Source organism: Paraburkholderia aspalathi (assembly GCF_900116445.1).
Classification (GTDB): Bacteria; Pseudomonadota; Gammaproteobacteria; order Burkholderiales; family Burkholderiaceae; genus Paraburkholderia; species Paraburkholderia aspalathi.
This window is the reverse complement of the sequence record NZ_FPBH01000012.1, coordinates 131666-157206: the sequence shown is the minus strand read 5'-3', so window position 1 is coordinate 157206 and position 25541 is coordinate 131666. Positions and strand designations below refer to the sequence as shown.

Annotated in this window: 24 protein-coding genes; 21 read left to right on the top strand and 3 right to left on the bottom strand. The window is 62.1% G+C overall.

Translation table 11 applies throughout. The features are described from left to right. Together BM438_RS19810 and BM438_RS19805 are read right to left on the bottom strand one after the other, a co-directional pair. The gene (locus tag BM438_RS19810) at window positions 1-1215 is read right to left on the bottom strand and encodes a sulfotransferase family 2 domain-containing protein (RefSeq protein WP_093636454.1); all 1215 of its coding nucleotides are present in this window, start codon (window positions 1213-1215) and stop codon (window positions 1-3) included. A gap of 395 nt (window positions 1216-1610) precedes the next feature. Then, window positions 1611-2471 carry a hydroxymethylpyrimidine/phosphomethylpyrimidine kinase gene (locus tag BM438_RS19805; RefSeq protein ID WP_054041676.1) on the bottom strand — a complete coding sequence of 287 codons (861 nt, stop codon included), beginning with the start codon at window positions 2469-2471 and terminating at the stop codon, window positions 1611-1613. A gap of 298 nt (window positions 2472-2769) precedes the next feature. Between BM438_RS19805 and BM438_RS19800 the strand changes: the two genes are divergently transcribed. The 8 genes from BM438_RS19800 to BM438_RS19765 all read left to right on the top strand — a co-directional run bounded on the left by BM438_RS19800 (window position 2770) and on the right by BM438_RS19765 (window position 9793). Then, a complete protein-coding gene (locus BM438_RS19800) occupies window positions 2770-2940 on the top strand; it encodes a rubredoxin (protein WP_007178992.1) in 171 nt (56 codons plus the stop codon). A gap of 260 nt (window positions 2941-3200) precedes the next feature. Beyond that, entirely contained in the window at window positions 3201-4610 is a 1410-nt protein-coding gene (locus BM438_RS19795; RefSeq protein WP_093636451.1) for a FimL-related protein, read from the top strand. A 276-nt stretch (window positions 4611-4886) separates the two neighbouring features. Further along, window positions 4887-5465 carry a YqgE/AlgH family protein gene (locus tag BM438_RS19790; RefSeq protein ID WP_054041678.1) on the top strand — a complete coding sequence of 193 codons (579 nt, stop codon included), beginning with the start codon at window positions 4887-4889 and terminating at the stop codon, window positions 5463-5465. After that, complete coding sequence (gene ruvX / locus BM438_RS19785) at window positions 5462-5902, top strand: Holliday junction resolvase RuvX (RefSeq protein ID WP_093636449.1); 441 nt, start codon at window positions 5462-5464, stop codon at window positions 5900-5902. Before BM438_RS19790 ends, ruvX begins: the two co-directional genes overlap by 4 nt. After that, on the top strand, window positions 5889-6419 hold the full coding sequence (pyrR, locus tag BM438_RS19780; protein ID WP_093636446.1) for a bifunctional pyr operon transcriptional regulator/uracil phosphoribosyltransferase PyrR: 531 nt from the start codon (window positions 5889-5891) through the stop codon (window positions 6417-6419). The genes ruvX and pyrR overlap by 14 nt, the downstream gene beginning before the upstream one ends. Before the next feature lie 71 nt (window positions 6420-6490). Further along, window positions 6491-7516 (top strand): aspartate carbamoyltransferase catalytic subunit, encoded by a 1026-nt coding sequence (locus BM438_RS19775; protein WP_093636443.1) that lies wholly within the window; start codon window positions 6491-6493, stop codon window positions 7514-7516. Between the two features lie 88 nt (window positions 7517-7604). Continuing rightward, on the top strand, window positions 7605-8885 hold the full coding sequence (locus BM438_RS19770) for a dihydroorotase (protein ID WP_093636440.1): 1281 nt from the start codon (window positions 7605-7607) through the stop codon (window positions 8883-8885). 38 nt (window positions 8886-8923) lie between these two features. Then, complete coding sequence (locus BM438_RS19765) at window positions 8924-9793, top strand: lysophospholipid acyltransferase family protein (RefSeq protein WP_093636437.1); 870 nt, start codon at window positions 8924-8926, stop codon at window positions 9791-9793. 22 nt (window positions 9794-9815) lie between these two features. On the opposite strand, the gene BM438_RS19760 is transcribed toward BM438_RS19765, so the two are convergent. After that, window positions 9816-10727, bottom strand: coding sequence for a symmetrical bis(5'-nucleosyl)-tetraphosphatase (locus BM438_RS19760; RefSeq protein ID WP_093636434.1), 912 nt, complete (start codon window positions 10725-10727; stop codon window positions 9816-9818). A gap of 226 nt (window positions 10728-10953) precedes the next feature. Between BM438_RS19760 and BM438_RS19755 the strand changes: the two genes are divergently transcribed. From BM438_RS19755 to BM438_RS19695, 13 genes are all read left to right on the top strand, one after another. Then, a complete protein-coding gene (locus BM438_RS19755; protein WP_093636431.1) occupies window positions 10954-11865 on the top strand; it encodes a GDP-mannose 4,6-dehydratase in 912 nt (303 codons plus the stop codon). A 299-nt stretch (window positions 11866-12164) separates the two neighbouring features. Next, entirely contained in the window at window positions 12165-13226 is a 1062-nt protein-coding gene (rfbB, locus tag BM438_RS19750) for a dTDP-glucose 4,6-dehydratase (protein WP_093636428.1), read from the top strand. 10 nt (window positions 13227-13236) lie between these two features. Beyond that, window positions 13237-14130 (top strand): glucose-1-phosphate thymidylyltransferase RfbA, encoded by an 894-nt coding sequence (gene rfbA / locus BM438_RS19745; protein WP_093636425.1) that lies wholly within the window; start codon window positions 13237-13239, stop codon window positions 14128-14130. Then, on the top strand, window positions 14115-14666 hold the full coding sequence (gene rfbC, locus BM438_RS19740) for a dTDP-4-dehydrorhamnose 3,5-epimerase (protein ID WP_093636422.1): 552 nt from the start codon (window positions 14115-14117) through the stop codon (window positions 14664-14666). Before rfbA ends, rfbC begins: the two co-directional genes overlap by 16 nt. 11 nt (window positions 14667-14677) lie before the next feature. Then, entirely contained in the window at window positions 14678-15604 is a 927-nt protein-coding gene (gene rfbD / locus BM438_RS19735) for a dTDP-4-dehydrorhamnose reductase (RefSeq protein ID WP_093636419.1), read from the top strand. Window positions 15605-15850: 246 nt separating this feature from the next. Beyond that, entirely contained in the window at window positions 15851-17266 is a 1416-nt protein-coding gene (locus BM438_RS19730; protein WP_093636416.1) for a mannose-1-phosphate guanylyltransferase/mannose-6-phosphate isomerase, read from the top strand. 1 nt (window position 17267) lies between these two features. Beyond that, the gene (locus BM438_RS19725; protein ID WP_093636413.1) at window positions 17268-18086 is read left to right on the top strand and encodes an ABC transporter permease; all 819 of its coding nucleotides are present in this window, start codon (window positions 17268-17270) and stop codon (window positions 18084-18086) included. Window positions 18087-18090: 4 nt separating this feature from the next. Next, window positions 18091-18867 (top strand): ABC transporter ATP-binding protein, encoded by a 777-nt coding sequence (locus BM438_RS19720; protein ID WP_093636410.1) that lies wholly within the window; start codon window positions 18091-18093, stop codon window positions 18865-18867. Window positions 18868-19077: 210 nt separating this feature from the next. Further along, on the top strand, window positions 19078-20460 hold the full coding sequence (locus tag BM438_RS19715) for a phenylacetate--CoA ligase family protein (RefSeq protein ID WP_093636407.1): 1383 nt from the start codon (window positions 19078-19080) through the stop codon (window positions 20458-20460). Beyond that, a complete protein-coding gene (locus BM438_RS19710; RefSeq protein ID WP_093636404.1) occupies window positions 20457-22034 on the top strand; it encodes a polysaccharide deacetylase family protein in 1578 nt (525 codons plus the stop codon). The genes BM438_RS19715 and BM438_RS19710 overlap by 4 nt, the downstream gene beginning before the upstream one ends. Continuing rightward, a complete protein-coding gene (gene wecB, locus BM438_RS19705; protein WP_093636401.1) occupies window positions 22031-23149 on the top strand; it encodes a non-hydrolyzing UDP-N-acetylglucosamine 2-epimerase in 1119 nt (372 codons plus the stop codon). The genes BM438_RS19710 and wecB overlap by 4 nt, the downstream gene beginning before the upstream one ends. Then, window positions 23142-24398, top strand: a complete 1257-nt coding sequence (locus BM438_RS19700) for a glycosyltransferase (protein ID WP_093636398.1) — start codon at window positions 23142-23144, stop codon at window positions 24396-24398. Before wecB ends, BM438_RS19700 begins: the two co-directional genes overlap by 8 nt. Further along, window positions 24395-25522, top strand: coding sequence for a glycosyltransferase (locus BM438_RS19695; protein ID WP_093636396.1), 1128 nt, complete (start codon window positions 24395-24397; stop codon window positions 25520-25522). Before BM438_RS19700 ends, BM438_RS19695 begins: the two co-directional genes overlap by 4 nt. Window positions 25523-25541 lie beyond the last annotated feature (19 nt).

The window sequence follows — 25541 nt, the reverse complement described above, 5'->3', positions numbered from 1 at the left end:
TCAGGCGGCGCAGTGCCAACCTTGCCGCCAGACGCCTGCGTTGTGCAGGCGCTCCAGCGAATTTTCGATCGTGACGTGAAAACCGTCTGACACGCCCGCAGGCAGAGGAATTGAAAATCCAGCGTGGGAGCTTGGGTATCCCGCGCCAGCAACGTCGGGCCGATACTCACCACTCGAACCTCTCGCGACGACCTCCGTACCAACGCGGACTTCGAGCGGAACTCTTTCTTCCGGCCGGGTGAGATTGACGGCCCAGCCCGAAATCACGCCGTTATGGACGGCGTCGACAAAACCGTCGTACATGTCGGCGGTAGTGTGCGGTTGGCTCTGCGCGAACTCTATGTATTCCTTGATGGGAGTGAGATCAAACTGGTTGATCACGCTCACCACTTTCGAGAGGAATTTTTCGTCAAAACCGAAAACGATCGAACTGTGCGCGTACGGATTTTCGAGCTGATTGATCGCCTCCTGAATGGTGCGCACCGACGCCAGGGCCTTTGAAAACACGTCGCCTGCTTGCAGGGCATGTTGCGCTATCGCCTGGTTGACGTCCTGAAATATCTCGTAATCGAAACGATTCTCTTCGGCAAACGTTTGCCTTGCTGTTTCACTCACATGAGTTCTGTTTTTGGGCGAGCCACTCGTTTTGTTGGTTTCGAAAAAAAAGGGCAATTCGAGCCCGGTCTTTCCGCAGAGCCGAAGTAAAAACTCGCTCATGTCCTCGCAGACGCCGGTTGCCGCGAAATGTTGGAGAACATGGGTCCGTGCGACTTCGAGGCTGCTTTCGTCAACCACGGAATGACCGCTCAACATCTGGGTAAACAGGTTTTTTCCCGCGAGTGATTCGCTGACCCACTCGTCGAGCGAGATGGTGCCGCGCCGAACCAGGGCTTCGGTTGCCGACACGCTGGCGCCTCGCACAACGTCGCCGTTCTTGCCGTTGGCTGCGTACCAGTAGTGCGATATCTGACGTGCAAGTGGATCGCGCAGAATCGTGCAATACGTTAGCGCGCTCTTCAGGTTCCTGTGCATGCCATAGGGTTGATGGCCTCCGCCAATCCTCGTGGTCATCAATTTGGCGTGACTGCTTTCCCAGCCTTCTCGATCCCATTCGAAGTTCACGAACTGATCTTTGCCTTTATTCAGATCAAAAAATGAGATAACAGTTGATCCGCCGCTCTTAGGCGGATGGATGAAAAAAATTGGTGAGGCCATGGGGGCTTATGACAGATTTACGAAATAGAAAGCTTAGCTCGGAGATAAAACCGGTGCTGTAACGTTTAATTACAAGTTAAAACGCATGTTGGCGTCGTGAAAGGAGCGGTAGTTCCGTTGGGTTTCGCGAGGAAGTCGAGCTCAGCCATGTGCTGAGGCGAGGCCTGAGGAAGAGATCACGTACAGGCGTGTCCGCTTGCGCGGGGCTTTCCACGGCGAACATCGATCAAGACGGGGAAAGGCGAGTTGGTGGCACGCGGCCGCGAGGCGTGCTTCCCAAAAACAAAAAACCCGCAGAAATGCGGGTTCTTTACCGGGGCTGTCGGGCCGCCGCTGAAGTGGAAACGCTCGCCAAGCGCCTGCCGCTTGCGCAGCAGACGCTTCGAGCCGTCAAATCAATGCCGTGCTTCGCCCGGTGCCGCGTCCTTGCCGGTTGCCGGCGGCGTGTCGTCGTCGCTGCTGCGGGCCCAGAAAAAGCGATCCGGCAGATAGGCGCCCATTCCCGGCCGAAACGCGTTGCGCATCGCCTGATACAGATACTCCTGCGCCTCGCGCACGGCTTCCGCCGGCTCTTGGCCGTTGGCCAGCAAGGCGGCAATCGCGGCGCCGAGCGTGTCGGTAATACCCATGATCCGATGGGCGCCGCGGTCCCACATATCCTGGCGCAGTTGGCCGTCTTCACTGAACAGCGTATTAACGAGCCGGTGCGTGCCGGTTTCCGTCGACAGAATGTATTCGCAGCCTTGCGACAGCAGATGCGAGATTGCCGCGTCGAGGCTCGGTGCTTCGGCGTCGCCGTCTGGCTGGGCGAGCGCGAGCAGCGTGGCCGAATCGGCGACCAGCAAGGTGGTTTGCGGCGCGAGCAGGTCGGCGATCGCTTCGCGCAGTTCGTCGGCGGCGAGCACGTGTTCGTCGTCGAGCGTGAAATCGGGGGCGAGGATCAGCGGGATGTCGTCGTAATCGGCGACCACTTCGGCAATTGCGCTGACCACTTCCGCGCGTGTGCAAGCGCCGACTTTGAAGGCGGCGATCGGCATGTCTTCGAGCAGCATCCGGGCCTGGGTCGCAACCACTTCAGGATCGAGCCCGGTAACTTCATCGCAGCTTGCCGAGTCGCGCACGGTATAGCCCGTGAGCACGGAGACGCCATGGCAGCCCATGCTGGCAAGGGTCATCAGGTCTGCTTGCAGGCCGGAGCCGCCGGTGGGATCGGAAAGGCCGAAGGTGAGGACGATCGGAGGCGTATCGCTGGGCATGAAGATTTACAAAAAGGAGCTGTATTTAGGCGCAGACGGTGCGCAATCGGCTCAATTATGCGGCCTAAACTGTCATGAGGGCGTTTTTTCGCATTCTTCGGCAGGTTGCCGCAAGCGAGCAGCACATAAGCGGCAACCAGGCGCGACCCCACGCGCAAGCGCTGGCCAAACCGACGCAACCCTCTAGCCACAGGCCGCCGCACACTACGATTGCGCGTTTCTGATTGCTAGGCATTGGGGCGGCAACACGGTACCATCATGGCTCCCGTTTCCACGGACTCTACGACGCGACACAAGAATGGAATATCAAAGCTGGATGTGCCTGATTTGCGGCTGGATTTACGACGAAGAAGCCGGTTTGCCGGAGGAAGGCATTGCGCCGGGCACGCGCTGGGAGGACGTTCCCATTAACTGGACCTGCCCGGAATGCGGCGCGCGCAAGGAAGACTTCGAGATGGTCCAGATCTGAGGTCCGAGGGGTAAACGGCGGTCTCCAGCTGAGCGCCATGCTGTGTGGTTGCGGCGCGGCGTTTTTGCAGGCGGCGTCGGCCGGATCGAACGCGGTTCATGCGCTCGGCGTGCAGCCCCAACGCGGTGGCGCGGAACATCCCCGGTTGCACCGTGTCGCAGCGGTAATCTGTCATTGTCCTGTCGCCAGTTCGCGCGTTAGCCGGTCAGTCTCTCGTGCAGCGCCGAAGCGGCGGCCCGTCAGCTTCCTGTCGCCTGCCCATGACTCTTCGACCCGCTGCACCCGATTCCTTCGATGCATTGCCCAATCCTCGCGGCGGCGCTGTCCGCACCGCGGAGCTGGCGCTGGCTGAGGCGTTGCTGGCGTTCGAACAACACCGCGAGAGCACCTCGGCGCTGCTGCGCGCGTCGCATGCGTTGCGCGAGGCCGGCTGGCTGAGCGCGCAGCGCTTCGCGGACGCGCTGGTGCGGCTCTCGCCTCTGGCCGAGGGTGATCCGGCTGACGCAGACAGCGCGCGGCCCGTGTTCGGCGCCGCATTGCACGATTTCCGCGCGGCGCTCGAGCGCCACAATCTGCGCGAACTGTCCTGTTCATCCACGCTGTTCCATCACTATCACGCGCTGTGTGCTCATCTGTCGGAGCACACGCCGGGTTCGACCGTTGCATTCGAAGATCTCGCGCTGAGCGCGCGCCCGGTGCCGCCGGTGTCGCTGCATACCCAGTCCGCGGATCAACTCGCCCATTTGCGGGCGCGCTACGAGCGCGCGCTGTTGCCGGTGTTGCGCTCGCAGCCGGATAGCAGTGGTGCTGCGCTGGCGTTCACGAACGCGGCGCTCGACGAACTGGACGCCGTCTTTACCGAACTCGCCGGCCCTGACCCCTACGATTTCTGGCGCCTCGCCAAAGCTTGTGCCAAGGCGCTGCGCGTCAGCGGCCGCGCCACTGGCGATGCCGACGCGCGGCGTTTCTATGCGCGCTGCAATCTCACGCTGGCCGACCATGCGCACGGCATCGAGCGCGCGCCGCGTTCGCTGGTGCGCGCGACGCTGGCGCTGCTGTGGCGCGATTACGCGCTGTTCGGCGCTGCAGCGGAAGACGCCGATCAGGTCGAAGTGCTGCACGACTATGGCTTGACGGTCGATTGGCACGTCGCGGGCACCCAGGCATCCGAAATGCTTTGGGAAGCGGGCGCCGTACAGGCGCAGGCGGTCAGCGCGACCCGCAGCACGCTGACGCGCGAGCTGGGCGTGTTGGCCGTCAACGCGCATGCGTATGAAGATTTCCTGCAAACGGCCGATGCCTCGATTTCGGCGCTGACTGAGCACGCCCGTGCGGCCGACCAGCCGGAGAAAGCCGATCCGAGCGAAGCGTTGCAGGCGGGCGACGCCGCCTACCGGCTGGGTGCCGCCGCGTGCGCGCTGGGCCTCGGCCATGTGGCGCTGGTTGCCGATGCGCTCGGGCTCGCCTGGCGCCGCCGCGCGCACGCCGGCGTATCGACGCCGGCGGTGCGCTCCCATGTCATCGTCGGTGCACCAGCGGCGAGCACGCTCGAGCAGGCCGCCGAGGCGTTGCGTGCGATGCTGCACAAAGTCGCTGCGGGCGTCGCGCCGACAGGCAGCAACGCGGCGCTGGCCGCATTGACGCGTTCGATCGAGCAGGGCGGCGCCTGAACTGCCGGCTGCGGTATCACTGCGGTATCAATCAGCAGCACGCCCTGCGCGCCGGCACGCATGCTCTGCCGGCAACAGCGAGGCGCAATGTTCGAACCCGGAGGCACGCGATATGCGTGTCGTAAACACCGCTGAGCGCACCATGGACAAGGTCTGCGTGCGTGATAGAGTGCAACTTGATTCGCCGTCGATGGCTCGCGGCGCACTTCATCGCGCACATCGCGGTCACGCGCTCAAAGCCCGCCATCCCGCACCGTCTTTGCTAAAATCCGAACTATGTCCAAGAGTACCGATCGCATCAATCTGACCAACCAGTTCCTGATCGCCATGCCGAGCATGGCCGATCCCACGTTTTCAGGAACGGTGGTCTACCTTTGCGATCACAGTGAGCGCGGTGCGCTCGGCCTCGTGATCAACCGGCCGACCGATATCGACCTTGAAGCGCTCTTCAGTCGCATCGATCTCAAGCTCGAGATCGAACCCCTTCTCCATGTGCCTGTGTATTTCGGCGGCCCGGTACAAACCGAGCGCGGCTTCGTGCTGCACGATCCGAAAGACGGCAATGCGTATACGTCGTCCATGTCGGTGCCGGGCGGGCTCGAGATGACCACGTCGAAAGACGTGCTTGAAGCCGTCGCGAGCGGCACTGGTCCGGAGCGCTTTCTGCTCACGCTCGGCCATGCCGGCTGGGGCGCGGGTCAGCTCGAAGAAGAGATTTCGAAGAACGGCTGGCTCACGGTTGAAGCCGACCCGAAAATCGTGTTCGACGTACCTGCCGAAGAGCGTCTGGAAGCGGCGCTCGCGCTGCTCGGCATTTCACTGTCGATGCTGTCGGGCGAAGCAGGTCACGCATGAGCCTGGCAGCCGGACGTGAAGCGACGCTGCTTGCGTTCGACTACGGTGAAAAGCGGATCGGCGTGGCGGTGGGCAATTCGCTCACCCGCAGCGCACGCGCGCTCGTGATCGTGCAGAACCGCAGCCGCGAATACCGTTTCGAGGCGATCGGCAAGCTGATCAGCGAGTGGAAGCCGGACGCGCTGGTGGTCGGTTTGCCCATGCACCCGGACGGCACGCCGCACGAAATGACCCAACTCGCGAAGCGCTTCGGCAATCAGCTGAATGGCCGCTTCAATCTGCCGGTGACATGGATCGACGAGCGCTATTCGTCGGTCGAGGCGAAGGCGGAAATCCGCGCCGGCAACGGCCGCGCCGACATGCTCGACGCCGAAGCCGCCAGCATCATCCTCCAGCAATATCTAGACGGACTTTCCGACGATCATGAGTTCCATTGACGCCGAAGCACTTTATCGCGCCGTGCTCGACCAGGTTCGCGCGGCGTATGGCGACGCCTTCAGCGCTGCCGATGGCCCCGTGCTGGCCGGCATCTACAGTGGCGGCGCGTGGCTCGCCGAGCGCCTCGCGCGCGATCTGAAGGCGCCGAGCTTCGGCGTGGTCAACGTCGCGCTGCATCGCGACGACTACGCAAAAAAAGGCCTGCACTCGCAGGCAAGTCCGACCTCGCTGCCGTTTTCCGTGGACAAGCGCCGCATCGTGCTGGTGGACGACGTGCTGTACACCGGCCGCACGATTCGCGCGGCGTTGAATGAGCTGTACGACTACGGCCGTCCGGCATCGGTCGAACTGGCGGTGCTCGCCGACCGCGGCGGACGCGAGTTGCCGGTGGCGGCGCGTTTTGTCGGCGGCGTGGTGGATGTGCCGGCCGATGCAACGCTCGTGCTCGCCCGCGAAGCAGGCGGCGCCGATGGCACTCAGCGTTTCACCTTTCACACCGAAGCACGCGTCGATTGAACGCAGCTTTGCGCATTGAGCAAGGCGTCGACGCCGAACACGTTGAAGCCCGTATTTGAAGCAGGTACTCCATGAACACCGCCACCCAGGCCTCGCAGAATTCCACCGACAGCGCCACCGAGCGCTTCCGTTATGGCTTCCTGAAGGGCAATCCGCAGCTCACGAAGAACGGCGAGCTCAAACATTTGTTGTCGATCGAAGGTTTGCCGAAGGCGATCGTCAATCACATTCTCGATACCGCCGACCAGTTCGTCAGCGTGACCGATCGAGAAGTGAAGAAGGTGCCGCTGTTGCGTGGCAAGTCGGTGTTCAACCTGTTCTTCGAGAACTCGACGCGCACCCGCACGACCTTCGAAATTGCCGCGACGCGTTTGTCGGCCGACGTGCTGAATCTGAACATCAATGCGTCCTCGACGAGCAAGGGCGAGTCGCTCCTCGACACGATCAACAACCTCTCGGCGATGCATGCCGATATGTTTGTCGTGCGCCATGCATCGAGCGGCGCACCGTACCTGATCGCCCAGCACTGCGCGCCGCACGTGCATGTGATCAATGCCGGCGACGGCCGTCACGCACACCCCACCCAGGGTCTGCTCGACATGTACACCATCCGCCACTACAAGAAGGACTTCACGAATCTGCGTGTGGCGATCGTCGGCGACATTCTGCATTCGCGGGTCGCGCGCTCGGACATTCATGCGCTGACCACGCTCGGCGTGCCGGAAGTGCGCGCGATCGGTCCGCGCACGTTGCTGCCGGGCGGTCTCGAGCAAATGGGCGTGCGCGTATTCCACAATCTCGACGAAGGCCTGAAAGACGTCGACGTGATCATCATGCTGCGTCTGCAAAACGAGCGGATGAGCGGCGCGCTGCTGCCGTCGGCCCAGGAGTATTTCAAGAGCTGGGGTTTGACGCCGGAGCGCCTCGCGCTCGCCAAACCCGATGCGATCGTGATGCACCCGGGGCCGATGAATCGTGGCGTCGAAATCGATTCGCAGGTGGCCGACGGTCCGCAATCGGTGATTCTGAACCAGGTGACGTTCGGCATCGCGGTGCGGATGGCGGTGATGGGAATCGTCGCGGGCAATCACGATTGATTTTTCGCCACGGCGCGCACCCACACACGCACACGCGACAAGACACGCAGAACTTAGCTGAACGCTTGGCTAAACATTAAGGCAGCGCATGAAGATTCATATTCAAGGCGGCACGCTGATCGATCCGGCAGCGGGCACCGAACAGCAGCAGGACATTTTTATCGAAGCAGGCAAGATCGTCGCCATCGGCAACGCGCCTGCCGATTTCAGCGCAACGAAGACGATCGACGCCAAAGGCTTGCATATCGCGCCGGGCCTCGTCGACCTGTCCGCGCGTTTGCGCGAACCGGGCTACGAACACAAGGCGACGCTCGAATCCGAAATGGCCGCGGCGCTCGCAGGCGGCGTGACGAGTCTCGTGTGTCCGCCGGACACCGATCCAACGCTCGATGAGCCGGGCCTCGTCGAGATGCTCAAGTTCCGCGCGCGCAATCTGGACCAGGCGCATGTCTATCCGCTCGGCGCGTTGACCGTCGGCCTGAAAGGCCAGGTCATCACCGAGATGGTCGAGCTGACCGAGGCGGGCTGTATCGGTTTTTCGCAAGCCGATGTGCCGGTGGTCGACACGCAGGTGTTGATGCGTGCGTTGCAGTACGCGAAGACTTACGGCTACACGGTGTGGCTGCGCCCGGTTGATGCGTATCTCGGCAAGGGCGGTGTGGCCGCGAGCGGCGCGCTGGCGTCGCGGCTCGGGCTGTCGGGCGTGCCGGTGTCGGCAGAGACGATCGCGCTGCACACGATCTTCGAACTGGTCCGCGTGACGGGAGCACGAGTGCATCTGTCGCATGTGTCGTCGGCGGCGGGCATCGAATTGATGCGCGCGGCCAAGGCCGAGGGCTTGCCGGTGTCGTGCGACGTCACCGTGAACCACGTGCATCTGATCGACGTCGACATCGGCTACTTCGACGCGCAGTTCCGCCTCGATCCGCCGTTGCGCCAGCAGCGCGATCGCGAAGCAATCCGCGCGGGCCTCGTCGACGGTACGATCGACGCGATCTGCTCCGACCACACACCGGTCGACGACGACGAAAAACTCCTGCCGTTCGCCGAAGCCACGCCGGGCGCAACGGGCCTGGAGCTGTTCCTGTCGCTAACAGTCAAATGGGCCGACGAAGCGGGCGTGCCGTTGGCCAAGGCGCTGAACCGCATCACCACGGCGCCGGCCGACGTGCTGAAGCTGGAAGTGGCTGGCCGCATCGCCGTGGGCGCTGTCGCCGATCTTTGCGTGTTCGACCGCAACGCGTATTGGCGCGTCGAACCGCGTGCATTGAAGAGCCAGGGGCACAACACGCCGTTCCTCGGCTATGAACTGCCGGCGCGCGTGCAGGCGACGATCGTGTCCGGTCACGTTGCGTTCGAGCAGCGCTAATATTCGCGGCATTGCCCAGTTACGGAAAGCTCCGACAAATGAAGCTCGCGTTACGCAAGGCCCGTCTCGTCGCCCATCTGCTGCATGGCATGTGGATCGTTGCGACGCGCTTTTCCAAGGTCGGTGCGGAGGGGCGGCAGACGCTCAACCGCGAATGGTCACTGAAAATGCTGCGTCTATGCGGCATGCGGCTCGTCGTGCATAACGACAGCGCGCGGCTCGACCGCGGCGCGCTGGTGGTTGCCAATCACATCTCGTGGATCGACATCTACGTGATCAATGCGTGGCGGCCCACGCCGTTTGTCTCGAAGGCCGAGATCCGGCAGTGGCCGGTAGTCGGCTGGCTGGCGCAGCAACTGGACACGGTGTTCATCCAGCGCGAGAAGCGCAGCGACGCGAAGCGGATCATGCACGAACTGTCCGACCGCCTGAGCGCGGGCGAGCTGATGTGCGTGTTTCCTGAAGGGACGACAACGAACGGTCTGGCGCTGCTGCCGTTTCACGCGAATATGTTCCAGGCCGCCGTGTCGGCCTCGGTGCCGGTGCAGCCGCTGTGCATCATGTACGAAGATGCGCAGGGCCGGCAATCCACCGCGCCTGCGTATATCGACGATCTGACGCTGGCTGATTCGCTGAACATGTTGTTGAGCGGCGGGCCGTTGACCGCGCACGTGTATGTCGGCGCGCCGCTTGCACCAGGTGCGGATCGGCGCACGCTGGCGGCGGAGGCGGAAGGGGTGATTGCTGCGGCGTTGCGGGAGATGCAGGGTGGTATGACGAGGTCGGGTGCTGCGATCGCGGCGTCGATTTCATCAGCCGATGCGCGCAACACGCACAACGTCTCGGATACTTCTAACGTTTCGCCGGCGCTGATCGATCCTGTCGATCAGTCCGGCCGGTCGGCTTAATAGGGCGGCTTAGCGGGTCGGCTTAGTTGCCGCCTGCTACGCGGCAAGTCTCGCAGTCGACCTGGGTCAGCGTACGCTCCGCCGGATTCTGCGCAAGGCGCACGGCCGAGAGTTTCTCCCCCCAGACGCAGCCGGAATCCAGCCCGATCAGGTTGTCGCGCAAGGTCAAACCGAGCGCGGCCCAATGGCCGAACACCACAGTGATGTCCTCGGTCTTGCGCGACGGCACGTCGAACCACGGCATGCTGCCCGGCGGCGCCGAATTCAGGCCAGCGCTGCTGCTGAAATCCATCACGCCTTCGGCAGTGCAGAAGCGGATGCGCGTCAATGCGCTGCACGTCACGCGCAACCGCTCGATCCCCTTGATGCCGGGCGTCCAGCGATTCGGCTCGTTGCCATAGAGCCCCGCGAGCGTTTCCTTCCAGTTCGGTGCACGCAGTGCTCGCTGCAATTCATCGGCGAGTTCCATCGTCATGGCGGCATCCCATTGCGGCAGCACGCCCGCATGCACCATCAACATGCCGTTATCGAAATGCGCGATCGGACGATGACGGACCCAGTCGAGCAGATCCGCGGCATCTGGTGCGGCGAGAATGTCGTCGATCGTGTCGCCTTTCTTCGATTTGCGAATCCCCGCCGACACCGACAGCAGATGCAGGTCATGGTTACCCAGCACCGGCACCGCCTGATCTCCCAACGCGATGATGTCGCGCAGCGTGGCAAGCGATTCGGAGCCGCGGTTGATCAGGTCGCCCGCGAACCATAGCGGCGTGCCTTCGGGCGGCGCGGCCTTGGCCAGCAGTTGCTGGAACGGCGTGCGGCAGCCTTGCAGGTCGCCGAAAGCGAGCGGTAGCGGGTGCGCCTCTGAAACGGCAGCGGATCCGGCACCAAACGCAGCAGGAGAAGCGACGGTGGAAGCGGTGGAGGATGTCATCGGAAAGTCGGTGCAGTTCGATACACGCGGTTACGAACAAGGCGTGCCGCGTTGGGCGGTGCAGCAAATTAGCGTGACATAATAGCCCGTTTGAAGCACGTATATCGTGGCAAGCGCCGTCGGGAGCCGCAAGCAAGTGGCATTCCCAGGGGCGTTGTCAGGCGCACCGCAAGGGCCGCGCGCGATATTGCACTACAACAGGATGACCCTCGTGAACGGAGAAAGCATGTCGTCTGCTGATGCGAAGCAACCTATTCGCACCCTCGTTACTGGGGCGAGCGGCTTCACTGGGCGCTATCTGGTCGACAACCTGCTCGGCCGCGGCCATACGGTGATCGAAACGGTGGCCGGGCGCGACGAGCCTGAAACGCCGACGCGCCTCAGGCTCGACATTACGTCGCCCGACGCCTGCCGGCGCGTGATCGAAACCGCGCGGCCCGACTACATCGTGCATCTGGCGGCCATCAGCTTTGTCGGCCACAATGATCCGCTCGACTTTTACCGCGTCAACGTGATCGGCACGCTGAATCTGCTGGAGGCCTGTGCGGCCGTCGGCCATACGCCGCGCAAGCTGTTGATCGCGAGCAGCGCGAATGTGTACGGCAACGTCACTAGCGACGCCATCGACGAAACCTTCCCCGTCACGCCGGTGAACCACTATGCCGCCAGCAAGGCGGCCATGGAAACGATGGTGCGGACCTGGTTCGACCGCCTGCCCGTCGTGATCGTGCGGCCGTTTAACTACACCGGCCGCGGGCAAGCGTCGAACTTCCTCGTGCCGAAGATCGTCGAGCATTTCGCGCGGCGCGAACCGGCGATCGAGCTCGGCAATATCGACGTGGCGCGTGATTTCTCGGATGTGCGTTACGTGGCGAACGCCTATGAAGCTTTGCTCGACTCAGGCGTCGCTTCTGAAACGGTCAACGTCTGTACCGGCACGCCGTACACGCTACGGGACATTCTCTCGGCAGCGAGCGATCTGACCGGGCATGAGCTCGAAATCCAGATCAATCCGGCGTTCGTGCGACAAACCGACGTGAAGATGCTGGCCGGGTCGCCCGCCAAGCTGCGCTCGCTGGTGCCGACGGTCGAGGCGATTCCTTTCATGGATACGCTACGTTGGATGTTGGCCGCTTAATTGGCGCAATCGGCGGTATCTGCGGGTATCTGCCGTTATCTTGTGCCGTTGCGTCGTGCCAAACCATTCCCTTGGTAGGGAACGGAAACCAAACTTGTCAAGCTGTTTCAAGTTGTTAGGGTTCTAGTTTTTGCCCCGGGCGGCTTTATAATCAGGGCTTTATAAGATTGGCGTTTGAGCGCCTGCCCGCTGTACGAGGGGCGGCGCGAGGCGCTGACAAAAACTCGGACTCCACCACGCGGGGCGCGTAGATCGGCGAAACGATGCCGGTTTGCCGCCAACATCTAGAAGGGAAATTCATGATCCTGGTAACGGGCGGTGCCGGCTTTATCGGCGCCAATTTCGTGCTCGACTGGCTCGATGCGTCGGACGAAGCGGTGCTGAACGTAGACAAACTGACCTACGCCGGCAATCTGGGTACGCTCAAATCGCAACAGGGCAATTCCCGCCATGTGTTCGCGCGGGCCGATATCTGCGATCGTGTCGCGATGGATGCGCTCTTTGCCGAGCACAAGCCACGCGCCGTGCTGCACTTTGCCGCTGAAAGCCATGTGGATCGCTCGATTCACGGCCCGGCTGATTTCGTGCAGACCAACGTGGTCGGCACCTTCACGCTGCTCGAAGCCACCCGTCAGTACTGGAATACGCTCAGCGAGGCCGACAAGGCCGCGTTCCGTTTCCTGCATGTCTCGACCGACGAAGTGTTCGGCTCGCTGTCCGCTACCGATCCTCAGTTTTCCGAAACCACGCCGTACGCGCCGAATAGCCCTTATTCGGCCACCAAGGCGGGTTCCGACCATCTGGTGCGCGCTTACCATCACACGTATGGCCTGCCGGTGCTCACCACGAACTGCTCGAACAACTACGGTCCGTACCAGTTCCCCGAAAAGCTGATTCCGCTGATGATCGCCAACGCGCTCAGCGGCAAGGCGCTGCCGGTGTACGGCGACGGTCAGAACGTGCGCGACTGGTTGTATGTCGGCGACCATTGCAGCGCGATCCGCGAAGTACTCGCGCGCGGCACGCCGGGCGAGACGTACAACATTGGCGGCTGGAACGAAAAGAAGAACCTCGACGTCGTGCATACGCTGTGCGACCTGCTCGACCAGTTGCGTCCGAAGGCGGGCGCCTCGTACCGCGACCAGATCACCTATGTGAAGGATCGTCCCGGCCACGACCGCCGTTATGCGATCGACGCCCGCAAGCTCGAGCGCGAACTCGGCTGGAAGCCGGCGGAGACGTTCGAAACAGGTCTCGCCAAGACGGTCCAGTGGTATCTGGACAATCAGGTGTGGTCTGACGAAGTCGCTTCGGGTGAGTATCGGAAGTGGGTTGAGACCAACTACGCGCAACGCGCGTAAGGGCACGGCAATGGCGCGCAAAGGCATTATTCTCGCGGGCGGATCGGGCACGCGCCTGTATCCGATCACGCATGTCGTCTCCAAGCAGTTGCTGCCGGTCTACGACAAACCGATGATCTACTACCCGCTGTCCACGCTGATGGTGGCGGGGATTCGCGATGTGCTGATCATCTCCACGCCGCAGGATACGCCGCGTTTCGAAGCCATGCTCGGCGACGGCAGCCAGTGGGGCATGAACATTCAGTACGCGGTTCAGCCTTCGCCGGACGGCCTCGCGCAGGCGTTCATCATCGGCCGCGACTTTGTGGGCAACGATCCGTCGGCGCTGATTCTCGGCGACAACATCTTCTACGGCCACGATCTCGCGAAGCAGCTGGAACGCGCGAATGAGAAAGACGAAGGCGCGACCGTTTTCGCTTATCACGTGCACGATCCGGAGCGGTATGGCGTCGTCGAATTCGACAAGCAGTTCCGCGCGTTGTCGATCGAAGAGAAGCCGGCCAAGCCGCGCTCGCACTACGCCGTTACGGGCTTGTACTTCTATGACAAGCAGGTCTGCGATATCGCGGCGGACATCAAGCCGTCGCCGCGCGGCGAGCTCGAAATTACGGACGTCAACTCGCGTTATCTGGCCAACGCCGCGCTCAATGTCGAGATCATGGGCCGTGGCTATGCGTGGCTCGACACGGGCACGCACGACTCGCTGATCGAAGCGGCGACGTTCATCGCGACGCTGCAAAAGCGCCAGGGTCTGGTGGTTGCGTGTCCGGAAGAGATTGCTTACCGGCAGGCATGGATCGACGGAGAACAACTGCTCGCGCTGGCCAAGCCGCTGGCGAAGAACGCATACGGCAAGTATCTGCAAAACCTTCTTACGGACCACGTTGCATGGCCATCCAAGTAACCGCTACGGCGCTGCCGGAAGTCAAGATCATTGAGCCGAAAGTGTTCGGCGATGCCCGGGGCTATTTCTACGAAAGCTTCAATGCCGTGGAGTTCGCGGAGCACGTGGAGAAAGACGTGACGTTCGTGCAGGACAACCATTCGCGTTCGGCGAAAGGCGTGCTGCGTGGCCTCCACTATCAGATTCAGCACGCGCAGGGCAAGCTCGTGCGCGTGGTTGAAGGGGAAGTGTTCGACGTTGCTGTCGACATCCGCAAGAGTTCGCCGAATTTCGGCAAGTGGGTGGGTGTGACGCTGTCGGTGGAGAACCATCGGCAGTTGTGGGTGCCGCCTGGTTTCGCGCACGGCTTCGTCGTGTTGTCCGAATCGGCGCAGTTCCTCTACAAGACCACCGACTACTGGTTCCCCGAACACGAGCGCAGCATCGTCTGGAACGATCCGGCGGTCGGCATCGAATGGCCGATCGACTTCGAGCCGTTGCTGGCTGCGAAGGATGCGGCAGGCAAGCGCCTTGCCGATGCTGACGTCTTCGCCTAAGGGGTTGCCGCATGAGCGCACATGATGCCAAGCGGACGATTCTCGTCACCGGTGTAAATGGCCAGGTTGGCTTCGAACTTGCGCGTACGCTGCAAGGGCTCGGCAACGTGGTCGCGGTTGATCGCGCCACGCTGGATCTGTCCAATCTGGACCAGATCCGTGCCGTTGTTCGCGACGTGCGGCCCGCGCTGATCGTCAACCCGGCGGCCTACACCGCGGTCGACAAGGCAGAAGAGGAGTTCGATCTCGCCATGCGTATCAACGGCGAAGCGCCGGGTGTGCTGGCTGAAGAAGCGAAAAAGCTCGGCGCAGCGTTGATTCACTTTTCGACCGATTACGTATTCAACGGCGAGAAAGACGGCGCCTACGTCGAAGACGATCCCACCGATCCTCAGAACGCATATGGCCGCACCAAGCTCGCTGGCGAGCAGGCCATCGCCGCGACTGGCGTGAATCACCTGGTGCTGCGTACGAGCTGGGTGTACGGCACTCGCGGCAAGAATTTTCTGCTCACCATGCTGCGTCTCGGCGCCGATCGGCCCGAGCTGAAGGTCGTTGCCGACCAGTTCGGCGCGCCGACCTGGAGCAACACGATCGCGACGTTGAGTGCGCATCTGAGCGCGCAGGCTTTTGCCGCGGAAGACAGCGCGACGTGGTGGAGCGAGCGCTCGGGCATCTATCACCTGTGCGCTGGCGATGCGACTTCGTGGCACGGCTTCGCGTCGGCCATTTTCGAGCTCGCGGACCTGCCGAACCGGCCGAAGGCGCTGCCGATTCCCGCTTCCGACTATCCGACGCCGGCAAAGCGTCCGTCCAATTCACGCATGTCGAACGAGAAGCTGGCACAGATGTTCGGGCTTGCCGCGCCGCATTGGCGCGATGCCTTGAAGCTGTGTCTGACCGATGCTTTTCCTCGGTCGCCTGCAGCCCGTTCTTAACGCATAGCACGCGCCCTCGCTCGAAGCTCGCCTGGCGGCGTAGCGCCTTTGCTGTCTGACGATAGTGAAAGGGGGCGGGGGTAGAATATCGGTCAGTCTGGAAGGCTCGCGCCGGCCCTGAATGTGGGCCTGGCGCGTCAACGTTCAGGGCGCGCGGATCGTCGCACGGCCCATTGATTCTGTGGGTTGTGCTGACTATTCGTGGTCATGGCGCTTCCGTAATAAATACGGTACTGAGAGGACTCTGTGAGTTTGTTACCGATCATTCTTTGTGGCGGGGCGGGTTCGAGACTATGGCCGGTCTCGCGCGAGTCGCACCCGAAACCGTTCATCCGCCTTGCGGATGGCGAAAGCTTGCTGCAAAAGGCGTTCTTGCGCGCGGTGGCACTGCCGGGCGTGAAGGAAGTGCTCACGGTAACGAACCGCGATCTGTTCTTCAAGACTGAAGACGATTTCCGCGAAGTGAACGCGAAAGGCTGTGCAACCTCGTTCATTCTCGAACCGTTCGGCCGCAACACGGCTGCGGCGGTTGCCACGGCGGCGTTGCATACGGCGAAAGTGCACGGCGACCAGACGGTCATGCTGGTGCTGGCCGCCGATCACCTGATTACCAACCAGCAGGCGTTCGGCGCGGCTGTGGCTGCTGCGCAGAAGCTGGCGCTGGCGGGCAAGGTGGTGACCTTCGGCGTGCATCCGGAGACGCCTGAAACGGGCTATGGCTACATCGAGGCGGATGGCGACAAGGTAGTGCGTTTCGTCGAGAAGCCGTCGCTCGAGAAGGCCCGCGAGTATCTCGCCTCGGGCAAGTTCGTGTGGAACTCGGGCATGTTCTGCTTTACCGCAGGCACGATCCTGAAGGAAATGAAGCTGCACTGCCCTGAGATTCTCAGCGCGGCTGCCGAGTGCATGGAGAAGTCGCCTTCTGCCGCGGGTAAGGATGGCGCGCAGGTTCGTCTCGAGCCGGGCTCTTTTGGCGCGGTGCCGGACGTGTCGTTCGACTACGCGGTGATGGAGAAGTGCGAGCAGGCTGCGGTGGTTCGCTGCGACATCGGCTGGACGGACGTCGGTTCGTGGACGGCGCTCAGCGATCTCTCGCCGGCGGACGGCAGTGGTAACCGAATCGAAGGCGAAGCGCTGCTGCTCGACGTCAAGAACTGCTATTTGCGTGGCGGCGACCGGCTGATCGGCGCAGTGGGCGTCGAGAACCTGATCGTGATCGATACGCCGGATGCGCTGCTCATCGCGGACAAAGACCGGGCGCAGGACGTGAAGCAGATTTTTGCCGAACTCAAGTCGCGCGGTCACGAAACGTACAAGGTGCATCGCACGGTGCATCGGCCGTGGGGAACGTATTCGGTGCTTGAAGAGGGCCCTCGCTTCAAGATCAAACGCATCGAGGTCAAGCCGGGCGGAAGCCTCAGCTTGCAGATGCATCATCACCGCAACGAGCATTGGGTCGTGGTCAGCGGTATGGCCAAGGTCGTTAACGGAGAGAAGGAGTTGTTCGTTTCGACCAATGAATCGACCTACATCCCGGCGGGTCACAAACATCGCCTCGAGAACCCGGGCGTGGTCGAGCTCGTGATGATCGAAGTGCAGAGCGGCGAATATCTTGGCGAAGACGACATCGTCCGCTTCGAAGACATTTACGGACGTACTTGAGATGGATATTAGTTTTAGCAACGATTCGGAAGATCTGACTCGTCACAATGAAAGCGACGATCTGATCGTTGGCATGAAGGCGGTGCGGGTGTGGGGTACGCTGGGCTGGCACGATATCCGGCAACGGTATCGCCGTTCAGTGCTCGGGCCGTTCTGGTTCACGTTGAGCACGATCATCATGGTGGTGGTGCTGGGTGCGCTGTATTCCACCTTGCTGCATCAGGAAATCTCCCAATATCTTCCGTACCTCGCGGTCGGTCTGGTCGTGTGGGCGTATCTGTCCGCGGTAGCTAATGAGGGCTGCGTTGCCTTTATTAGCGCCGCCTACCTGATCAAGCAGATCCGCTTGCCACTTACCGTCCACGTATGTCGCATTGCGTGGCGCAATTTTGTGATTTTGCTGCACAGCTTGCCGGTGGTCGTGGTGCTGCTGCTCATCTTCGGACGCTGGCCCGGTTGGGAATTCCTGCTGGTGCCGTTCGCGCTCGCCATTCTGCTGCTGCATGGCGTCTGGCTCGGCGTGACGCTCGGTGTGCTGTGCGCGCGCTTTCGCGACATTCCGCCGATCGTGACCAACCTGATCCAGGTCGTGTTTTTCTTCACCCCTGTGATGTGGTCCCCGGAAATTCTGAAAAACCGCGCGTGGGTCGCCGAATACAACCCGCTTTATCACCTGATCGAAACGGTGCGTGCGCCGCTGACCGGTCGTCCGACGCATTGGGAGTCGTGGGCGTGGTCGATCGGCCTGTTGATTGTCGGTTTTGCCTTTGCGCAATTCCTGATGAAACGTTTCCGTAATCGCGTTCCTTACTGGCTTTGATATTGTGAGTTCTTCATCGATTGTTGCTCGTAACATCTCCGTCGAATTTCCGATCTACGAGAACTCGCATCGCTCGTTGAAAAAGGCGGTGCTCAACCTCACGACGGGTGGCCGGATCGGTCAGGATGCCGGTCGTCATGCGATCGTCAAGGCGATCGACGACCTCAGCTTCAGCTTTACCGAAGGCGAGCGCGTGGGTTTGATCGGCCACAACGGCTCGGGCAAGACAACCTTGCTGCGCACGCTCTCAGGCGTGTACGCGCCGGTGCGCGGCGAGCTCAAGGTGAACGGCAAGATTGCTTCGCTGCTGGACGTGTCGATGGGTCTCGACCCGGATGCAACCGGCTTTGAAAACATCTATCTGCGCGGCATTCTCGACGGTCTGAAGCCGGTGCGTATCCGCAGCAAGATCGACGAAATCGCCGACTTCAGCCAGTTGGGCGACTACCTGAATCTGCCGGTGCGCACCTATTCGAGCGGGATGATGTTGCGTCTTGCGTTCGCGATTTCGACCAGCGTCGAAGCCGACATCCTGATCATGGACGAGTGGCTGAGTGTGGGCGACGCGGAGTTCAGCATCAGGGCGGCCGAACGTCTCGAGAGCCTGGTGGGCAAGGCATCGCTGCTGGTCGTTGCTTCGCACGATCCGGGTCTGGTGGCACGAGTGTGCAACCGGAAGATTTCCATGGAGCACGGCAAGATGATCTCCGACGAACCGGTGATCGCGCCGGAAGTCAGCGAGGGGCCGTTGATTAGCGAAACTGCTCGGTTGCCGCACTAACGCCGCAAGCGGGCGTGCCTGAACGGGTCGCGTGACCACGGCACTGCCCGGTGTGACCATTCAGAAGAGTGTGATGCGGGTGCCGAGCTTCGGTCCGTAGACAGGCTTCGCGCCCAATACAATAGTGACAACAGTGCCACTGAACGCGCCCGCGAACCTCCCGCGGCGCGTTTGGCGGGAGCCACACAGGCGCAACAAGGTTCGAATTTCATGCGAGCTAACCATCCATTTCTGCGGTATTCCGAGTCCCTGCTGGTGCGCCAGCCGTTTCGCACGTTAAAGGGTTTCGCGGGCGGCTACATTGCGTATCCGATTGCGGAGAGTCGCGAAAAGCGTAGCGTACGTCCGAAGATCGAAGAATTGCGCCAGCACTACACGTTGCCGATGCCGCACCGTCGTCGCATCGCGCTCGAGCGGCTGGCCAGCATTCTCGAATTCGCCGGTGCGCAGGTGCCGTATTACCGCGACCTGTTCCAGGCAAAGCAGTTCGATCCGGCGAAGGTCAAGCAGGACCCGCGGTATCTGGAAGAGCTCCCGTATCTGACGAAAGACATCATCCGCGAGCAGGGTGCGCGCATGCTGTCGATTCCGCTTGAAGCGGGTCGCCATCACGTGTGCAAGACCGGTGGTTCGACGGGGTTGTCGACCACGATCTACTACGACCAGGAAGGCGCGGACTATTCGTCGGCGGTCACGTTCTACGCGCGTGAACGGATCGGCAAACTGCGCCATCGTTCGGAACTGCACTTTGCCTGCCGTTTCCCGGATCAGGTGATGCCTGAATGGCCGTCGCGCGAAGACTTCAAATGCTTCGCGATGAATCGCAGCAACATTTTCTTCGACCGGATCGACGATCAGGGTCTCGAAGAAATGTGGCAGACGCTCAAGCGTCGCAAGCCTTATCTCGCGCACTCGCATCCGTCGACCATGTATGCGCTCGCTTGCTACGTGCAGCGCAAGTACGGCGGCGGCAAGGCGTTCGCGGTGTTCGAATCGAGCGGCGAATTGCTCGAGCCGCACGCCCGCGAAATGATCGCGAAGGCGTTGCGCTGTCGGGTGATCGATCGCTACGGTCTCGCCGAACTCGGCGTGATGGCCTACGAACTCGACGGCCATGAGGGCGGCTTCCAGATTCTCGAATCCGAAGGGTGGCCGGAAAGCCGCGTGTCGGAAGGCAATCCGGATGGCGCGCATGAGCTCGTATTCACGGGTTTCCGCAACCGCTTGATGCCGTTGATTCGCTACGCAACGGGCGATCTCGCGCGTGTGCAGGAGACCGAAAAGGGTTTCTTCCTGACGGACGTTGTCGGACGCATTCACGACGTCGTGCCGATTAATGGCGTGGCGCACCCGACACACCATATTCAGGACATGCTCGACCATCGCGTCGGCGGGATTCAGGAGTTCCAGATCGATCTGCGAACCGAGCCGCCCACCTTGCGAATCGTGCTTGAACCGACAGCGAACGCGGAAGAAACGACCAACAAGCTGCGTCACTTCTGGCAGGACGCGTTCACGATTGCCTATGTTGGGCACGACGATCTGGTGCGTGTCGGCAGCCGGGCCAAATTTCGTCACGTGGTCACTGCATGATCGGCATTCTCTTCTCCGACGCGGCAGCGGAAGCCGGCCAGTATGTGCTGGCGGCTGTGCAGCGCTCCGTCAGCGCCACCCAGGCGCAATCGATCTCGCGCAGCACCTTGCGTTCGATCGCGCCGGACGTGGTCGTCGCGGTCGACGCACCGGACGGCTGGAGTGCGGACCTGATCGCATGGTTGACCGCGCGGCCCCGCAAGCTCGTCGTGTTCGGCCGGATGCCGGTAGCGCTCGCAGACTATCTGCGCTATCAGTCGACGGACGTGCCGGCCGAGTTGGCGAGCGCGAGCCGCAGCGCGTCGGCGTCCGCGGGCGAGGCGCGCGAGAGCGCCGCAGTGGTGCGCTATAGCGAATTGGCGCAGACGCTGGGCGGCCAGCCGTGGCATCGCCCGTTCGAGCGTTTCGACTTCACCGACGAGTGGAACAACCTCGGTTTCGGCGCGATTCGCAGCGACGGCTCGATCTGGGCAGTCGCGCAAGCAGCCCAGGTGCCCCCCGAGGCGGAACTCGCGGCTGTCGTCGTAGACGGCGAGCGGCAGTTTTCGTATGCCGCGCTGTGGGATACCGGCGCATCGGGTGTGCTGTGGTTCAACCGCCCCGTGGGCCCGTGCGATTCATTCGAATGGCGCATGGTCGAGAATTTTCTGTCGGGCTACCGTTCGGACACGCTGCCGTGCCAGCCGGTGCTGAGCGAGTTGCCGTGGGGTTACGACGCGGCGATTACCTCGCGGCTCGATTGCGACGAAGACGTCGAGTCGGCGCGTCCGTTGTGGGAAAGCTATCAGCGCCTGGGCGTGCCTTTCTCGTTGGCGGTTCACACGCAGAACCTGAGTCGCACCGAGCATCACGGCATTCTTCGTGAACTGCTGGCCGACAGGCAGCAGGGCGCGGTGCTGTCGCACACAGCGACCCACGCGCCGAACTGGGGTGGCAGCTATGAAAGCGCCCAAGCGGAAGGCGCGCATTCGGCGGCCTTGCTCGAAGCGGTGACGGGCGTTCCAGTGCGTTACGCCGTGTCGCCGTTTCACCAGTCGCCACCGTATGCGATGCGCGGCCTCGCCGACGCCGGTTATGAAGGTTGCATCGGCGGGATCATCCGCAATGATCCGGAGTTTCTGACGGCGCGTGGCGGCGCGTTGGCCGGCCTGCCGACAGGCTTCATCGGCCACAGTCAGCAGTGTATGCTGCACGGCGAATGCATGCTCAACGAGGGCGACAAGCTTGCCATTTTCAAGCAGGCCTTTGACTACGCTTACGCCACCAACACGCTGTTCGGCTATCTCGACCATCCGTTCTCCGAACGCTACGCATATGGCTGGCCGGATGAGGCATTGCGCATCGATGCCCACGAGAAATTCATCGCGTACATCAGAAGCAAGGCGCAAAAACCACTCTTCATGCATGAGGACGCGGCGCTCGATTTTCTGAAGTTCAGGTCGCTGACCCAGGTGATTGAAGAGGGTGGTACGTTTCGCATTCTGACGCCGTCGAATGGCGCCTCGCCGTTGACGCTCGGCGTCGAGTTTCGCGGTGCTCACGTGCAGGTCGAGGCAGGGAAGCCATTGCAATGAAAGTCATGGTGGTAATGGGCACGCGGCCCGAGGTCATCAAGCTGGCGCCAGTGGTGCGGGCCTTGCGTGCCGAAGTGGACACCATCGTCTGTGCGAGCGGTCAGCACAAGGACATGGCTGCGCAGGCGCTCGAATTCTTCGGCATCGAACCGGACATTACGCTCGATACGATGAGTCCCGGGCAATCGCTGAACGCATTGTCCGCGCGGCTTTTATCCGCGCTCGATCGGGCGCTGGAGCAGGTGCGTCCCGACTGGGTGATCGTGCAAGGCGACACGACGACGGCGTTTTGCGCGGGTCTCGCGGCTTTTCATCGCGGCATTCCCGTGGGCCACGTCGAAGCCGGATTACGCACTGGCGATCTTAAGAGCCCGTTCCCCGAAGAAGCGAATCGCAGCCTGCTGAGCCGCATCACCACGTTGCATTTCGCACCGACTGAGCTCGCGCGTGAGAACTTGTTGAGCGAAGGCGTGCCCGCGGAAAAAATCGTCGTCACCGGCAATACGGTGGTGGATGCGATTGCCGCAGTGCGCCGGAGCTGGGACGCGACGCCGCCGCAAAGTCCGCTGCCGTCATGGACGGGCGCGGAGCAGCACATCCTCGTCACCTGCCATCGGCGCGAAAACTTCGGCGACGTGTTGCAGGACATTTGCCGTGTGCTGCGCGACCTGTGCCAGCGCTATAGCGAATATCGCTGGATATTTCCGGTGCACCTGAATCCGGCTGTTCGCGAACCCGTGTTGCGCGAACTGAACGGCATCCCCAACCTCGCCTTGATCGAGCCGGTCGACTATCCGACCAGCCTCTATCTGATCAGCGGCAGCGCGGTCGTCGTCAGCGACTCCGGCGGCATTCAGGAAGAAGCGCCGACCTTCGGTGTACCGGTGGTCGTGATGCGCAATCACACCGAGCGGCGCGAAGGCGTGGATGCGGGTTTTGCGACGCTGGCCGGTCAGGCGTCGGACAGCATCGAAAGCGCGGTGATTGGCTGGCTCGACGATCCGGCGCGCCGCGAAGCGCTGCGCAATCGCGCGAACCCTTACGGTGACGGGCTGGCCTCGCAGCGTATTCTCGACAGTCTGCTGGGTCGGCCGGTCGAGGTGTTCAGTGGTTGAAGGCAAGGACACGGCGTTTGCCGCGCGAGACTGCGTGTTGTTTTCGACCGCTGATTGGGACGAACCGTACTGGACGAACAAGCAGCATACGGCGAGCATTCTGGCCGCACGCGGCTGGCGGGTGCTTTACGTGGAGAGCGTCGGTTTCCGTTCGCCCAAGGTAGGTAGCGGGCGCGACTGGGCCCGCTTGTGGCGTCGTCTGTGGCGCGGCGTGCAATCGCTCGTACTCGGGCCGCCGCGGCGTGCTGAGAACATCTGGGTGTTGTCGCCGTTGATGGTGCCGGCCGGGCACCACCTGCCGTTTGTGCGCTCACTGAACCAGGCGTTGCTGCGCTTTTCCGTGACCCGTTTCGCGAAGTCGCAGCGCTTCAAGGATCCTGTCGTCTGGACTTATCACCCGTACATGCTCGATGCGATTGCGACGCTGCCTCGCGGGCCGCTCGTGTATCACTGCGTTGACGATATCGCGGCGATTCCCGGCGTCGACGTGGCGGCGTTCCGTAACGCGCAGCAAGCGTTGGTGGGGCGCTGCGAGGCAGTCTTCACGACGGCGATGTCGTTGAAGGAAACGTGCCAGCCGTTTAACCCCAACACGCATTTTTTCGGCAACGTGGTGGACGAAGCGCATTTCGGCGAGGCGCGTGCAAAAGGGGCGCTACCGCCCGAGCTTGCCGCGATTCCGGAGCCGCGGCTCGTGTATCACGGCGTGCTGTCCGACTTCAAGGTCGACTTTCCGTTGCTCCTGCAGACCGCGCAGGCCCGGCCGCAGTGGCAATGGGTGATCATCGGCGAGGAGCGTGAAGGGCAGCGTAGCGAATTGCTCGCGCAACTGGCGCGCTTGCCGAACGTGCATCTGCTCGGCTATCGCAGCTATCAGACTTTGCCGCGCTATATGCGTGGCATGCAGGTCGGCGTGCTGCCGACCTTGCTGAACGAGTACACCCGTTCGATGTTCCCCATGAAGTTTTACGAATTCCTCGCGGCGGGCTTGCCAGTGGTCTCGACGCCGCTGGACTTTGCGAAAGAGCCGCGTGCGGGTCTCGAAGTAGGGGGCGACCTCGAAGCCTTTATCGCCGCAATCGAGAAACAGCTTGCACGCGGCAAGCTGAGCGCGGATGAGTCGCGGGCAGCGGTGGGCGACAACACGTGGGAGCGCCGGCTGGACAAGATGCTACAGATCACTTTCCATGGCCGTGAATCGGGCAACGGCAGTGTGCAACAGCACCACGGCGCGGAGGTGCGCACGTGAAAGTGGTTCATGTTTACCGTACCTATTTCCCCGATCCGCCAGGTGGCTTGCAGGAAGCGATTCGCCAGATCGCGTTGTCGACGCGCGAGTGCGGCGTCGAGCCACGCATTTTGACTTTGTCGCCGACACCCGAGCCAGGCGAGATCGATTATCCCGAGGGGCGCGTCGTACGCGCGAAATCCTGGGCGGCGCCGGCCTCGTGCGATCTGGGCGGCCCGGGTGCGTTGATGAAGTACCGGCAGATGGCCGACTGGGCCGACGTCGTGCATTTCCACTTTCCGTGGCCGTTCGCCGATGTACTGCATCTGCTGGGCCGAACGAAAAAGCCCACAGTGATGACATATCACTCGGATATCGTGCGGCAGAAGGCGCTAGGCGCCGTCTACGGGCCGTTGATGCGACGCACGCTACGCAGCATGTCCGCGGTGGTTGCAACCTCGCCTGCCTATGCGCAGACCAGCGAGGCGCTGACGGAATGCGTGACGAAGGAACGGTTGAAGACCATTCCGCTCGGCATCATCGATTACCGCGACGAGCCGCATTCCGTGGATGCGCAACGCGACATCGCAAATCGTCTCGGTCTTGCGGCCGGCGAACCGTATTTTCTCGCGCTCGGCGTGTTGCGCTATTACAAGGGCCTGCACACGCTGATCGAGGCAGCAAGCCATGTGAATGCGAAAATCGTGATTGCGGGCTCCGGTCCGGAACGGGAGCGCCTCGCGGCGCTGGCGCAGCAATTGGGCGCGACCAATGTCGTTTTTGCCGGACAGGTGACGCACGAAGAAAAGGTCGCCCTGCTTAAAGGATGCCGCGCGATGGTATTGCCGTCACACTTGCGTTCTGAAGCATTCGGCATGGTGCTGGCCGAGGCCGCCATGTTCGGTAAGCCGATGGTGTGCTGCGAAGTGGGATCGGGAACGTCCTACGTCAATCAACATGGTGTGACGGGTTTTGTCGTCGCACCGGAACAATCAAAAGAACTGGCTGGCGCAATGAATGTGCTGCTGAGCGACGATGCGGTAGCGGCGGCTATGGGAAGCGCCGCTCGTGAGCGATACGAAACGCTGTTTTCGGGCGCGGCGCTTGGCAAAGCATATAGTGCGCTATACCGGGAAGTCGCGTGACGCGGCAAGGGGAAGGATT

What these genes read in the sequence shown, in the direction of transcription:
- BM438_RS19810 (WP_093636454.1), bottom strand. Translation starts at nt 1,215, where the DNA reads ATGGCCTCACCAATTTTTTTCATCCATCCGCCTAAGAGCGGCGGATCA.
- BM438_RS19805 (WP_054041676.1), bottom strand. Translation starts at nt 2,471, where the DNA reads ATGCCCAGCGATACGCCTCCGATCGTCCTCACCTTCGGCCTTTCCGAT.
- BM438_RS19800 (WP_007178992.1), top strand. Translation starts at nt 2,770, where the DNA reads ATGGAATATCAAAGCTGGATGTGCCTGATTTGCGGCTGGATTTACGAC.
- BM438_RS19795 (WP_093636451.1), top strand. Translation starts at nt 3,201, where the DNA reads ATGACTCTTCGACCCGCTGCACCCGATTCCTTCGATGCATTGCCCAAT.
- BM438_RS19790 (WP_054041678.1), top strand. Translation starts at nt 4,887, where the DNA reads ATGTCCAAGAGTACCGATCGCATCAATCTGACCAACCAGTTCCTGATC.
- ruvX (WP_093636449.1), top strand. Translation starts at nt 5,462, where the DNA reads ATGAGCCTGGCAGCCGGACGTGAAGCGACGCTGCTTGCGTTCGACTAC.
- pyrR (WP_093636446.1), top strand. Translation starts at nt 5,889, where the DNA reads ATGAGTTCCATTGACGCCGAAGCACTTTATCGCGCCGTGCTCGACCAG.
- BM438_RS19775 (WP_093636443.1), top strand. Translation starts at nt 6,491, where the DNA reads ATGAACACCGCCACCCAGGCCTCGCAGAATTCCACCGACAGCGCCACC.
- BM438_RS19770 (WP_093636440.1), top strand. Translation starts at nt 7,605, where the DNA reads ATGAAGATTCATATTCAAGGCGGCACGCTGATCGATCCGGCAGCGGGC.
- BM438_RS19765 (WP_093636437.1), top strand. Translation starts at nt 8,924, where the DNA reads ATGAAGCTCGCGTTACGCAAGGCCCGTCTCGTCGCCCATCTGCTGCAT.
- BM438_RS19760 (WP_093636434.1), bottom strand. Translation starts at nt 10,727, where the DNA reads ATGACATCCTCCACCGCTTCCACCGTCGCTTCTCCTGCTGCGTTTGGT.
- BM438_RS19755 (WP_093636431.1), top strand. Translation starts at nt 10,954, where the DNA reads ATGTCGTCTGCTGATGCGAAGCAACCTATTCGCACCCTCGTTACTGGG.
- rfbB (WP_093636428.1), top strand. Translation starts at nt 12,165, where the DNA reads ATGATCCTGGTAACGGGCGGTGCCGGCTTTATCGGCGCCAATTTCGTG.
- rfbA (WP_093636425.1), top strand. Translation starts at nt 13,237, where the DNA reads ATGGCGCGCAAAGGCATTATTCTCGCGGGCGGATCGGGCACGCGCCTG.
- rfbC (WP_093636422.1), top strand. Translation starts at nt 14,115, where the DNA reads ATGGCCATCCAAGTAACCGCTACGGCGCTGCCGGAAGTCAAGATCATT.
- rfbD (WP_093636419.1), top strand. Translation starts at nt 14,678, where the DNA reads ATGAGCGCACATGATGCCAAGCGGACGATTCTCGTCACCGGTGTAAAT.
- BM438_RS19725 (WP_093636413.1), top strand. Translation starts at nt 17,268, where the DNA reads ATGGATATTAGTTTTAGCAACGATTCGGAAGATCTGACTCGTCACAAT.
- BM438_RS19715 (WP_093636407.1), top strand. Translation starts at nt 19,078, where the DNA reads ATGCGAGCTAACCATCCATTTCTGCGGTATTCCGAGTCCCTGCTGGTG.
- BM438_RS19710 (WP_093636404.1), top strand. Translation starts at nt 20,457, where the DNA reads ATGATCGGCATTCTCTTCTCCGACGCGGCAGCGGAAGCCGGCCAGTAT.
- wecB (WP_093636401.1), top strand. Translation starts at nt 22,031, where the DNA reads ATGAAAGTCATGGTGGTAATGGGCACGCGGCCCGAGGTCATCAAGCTG.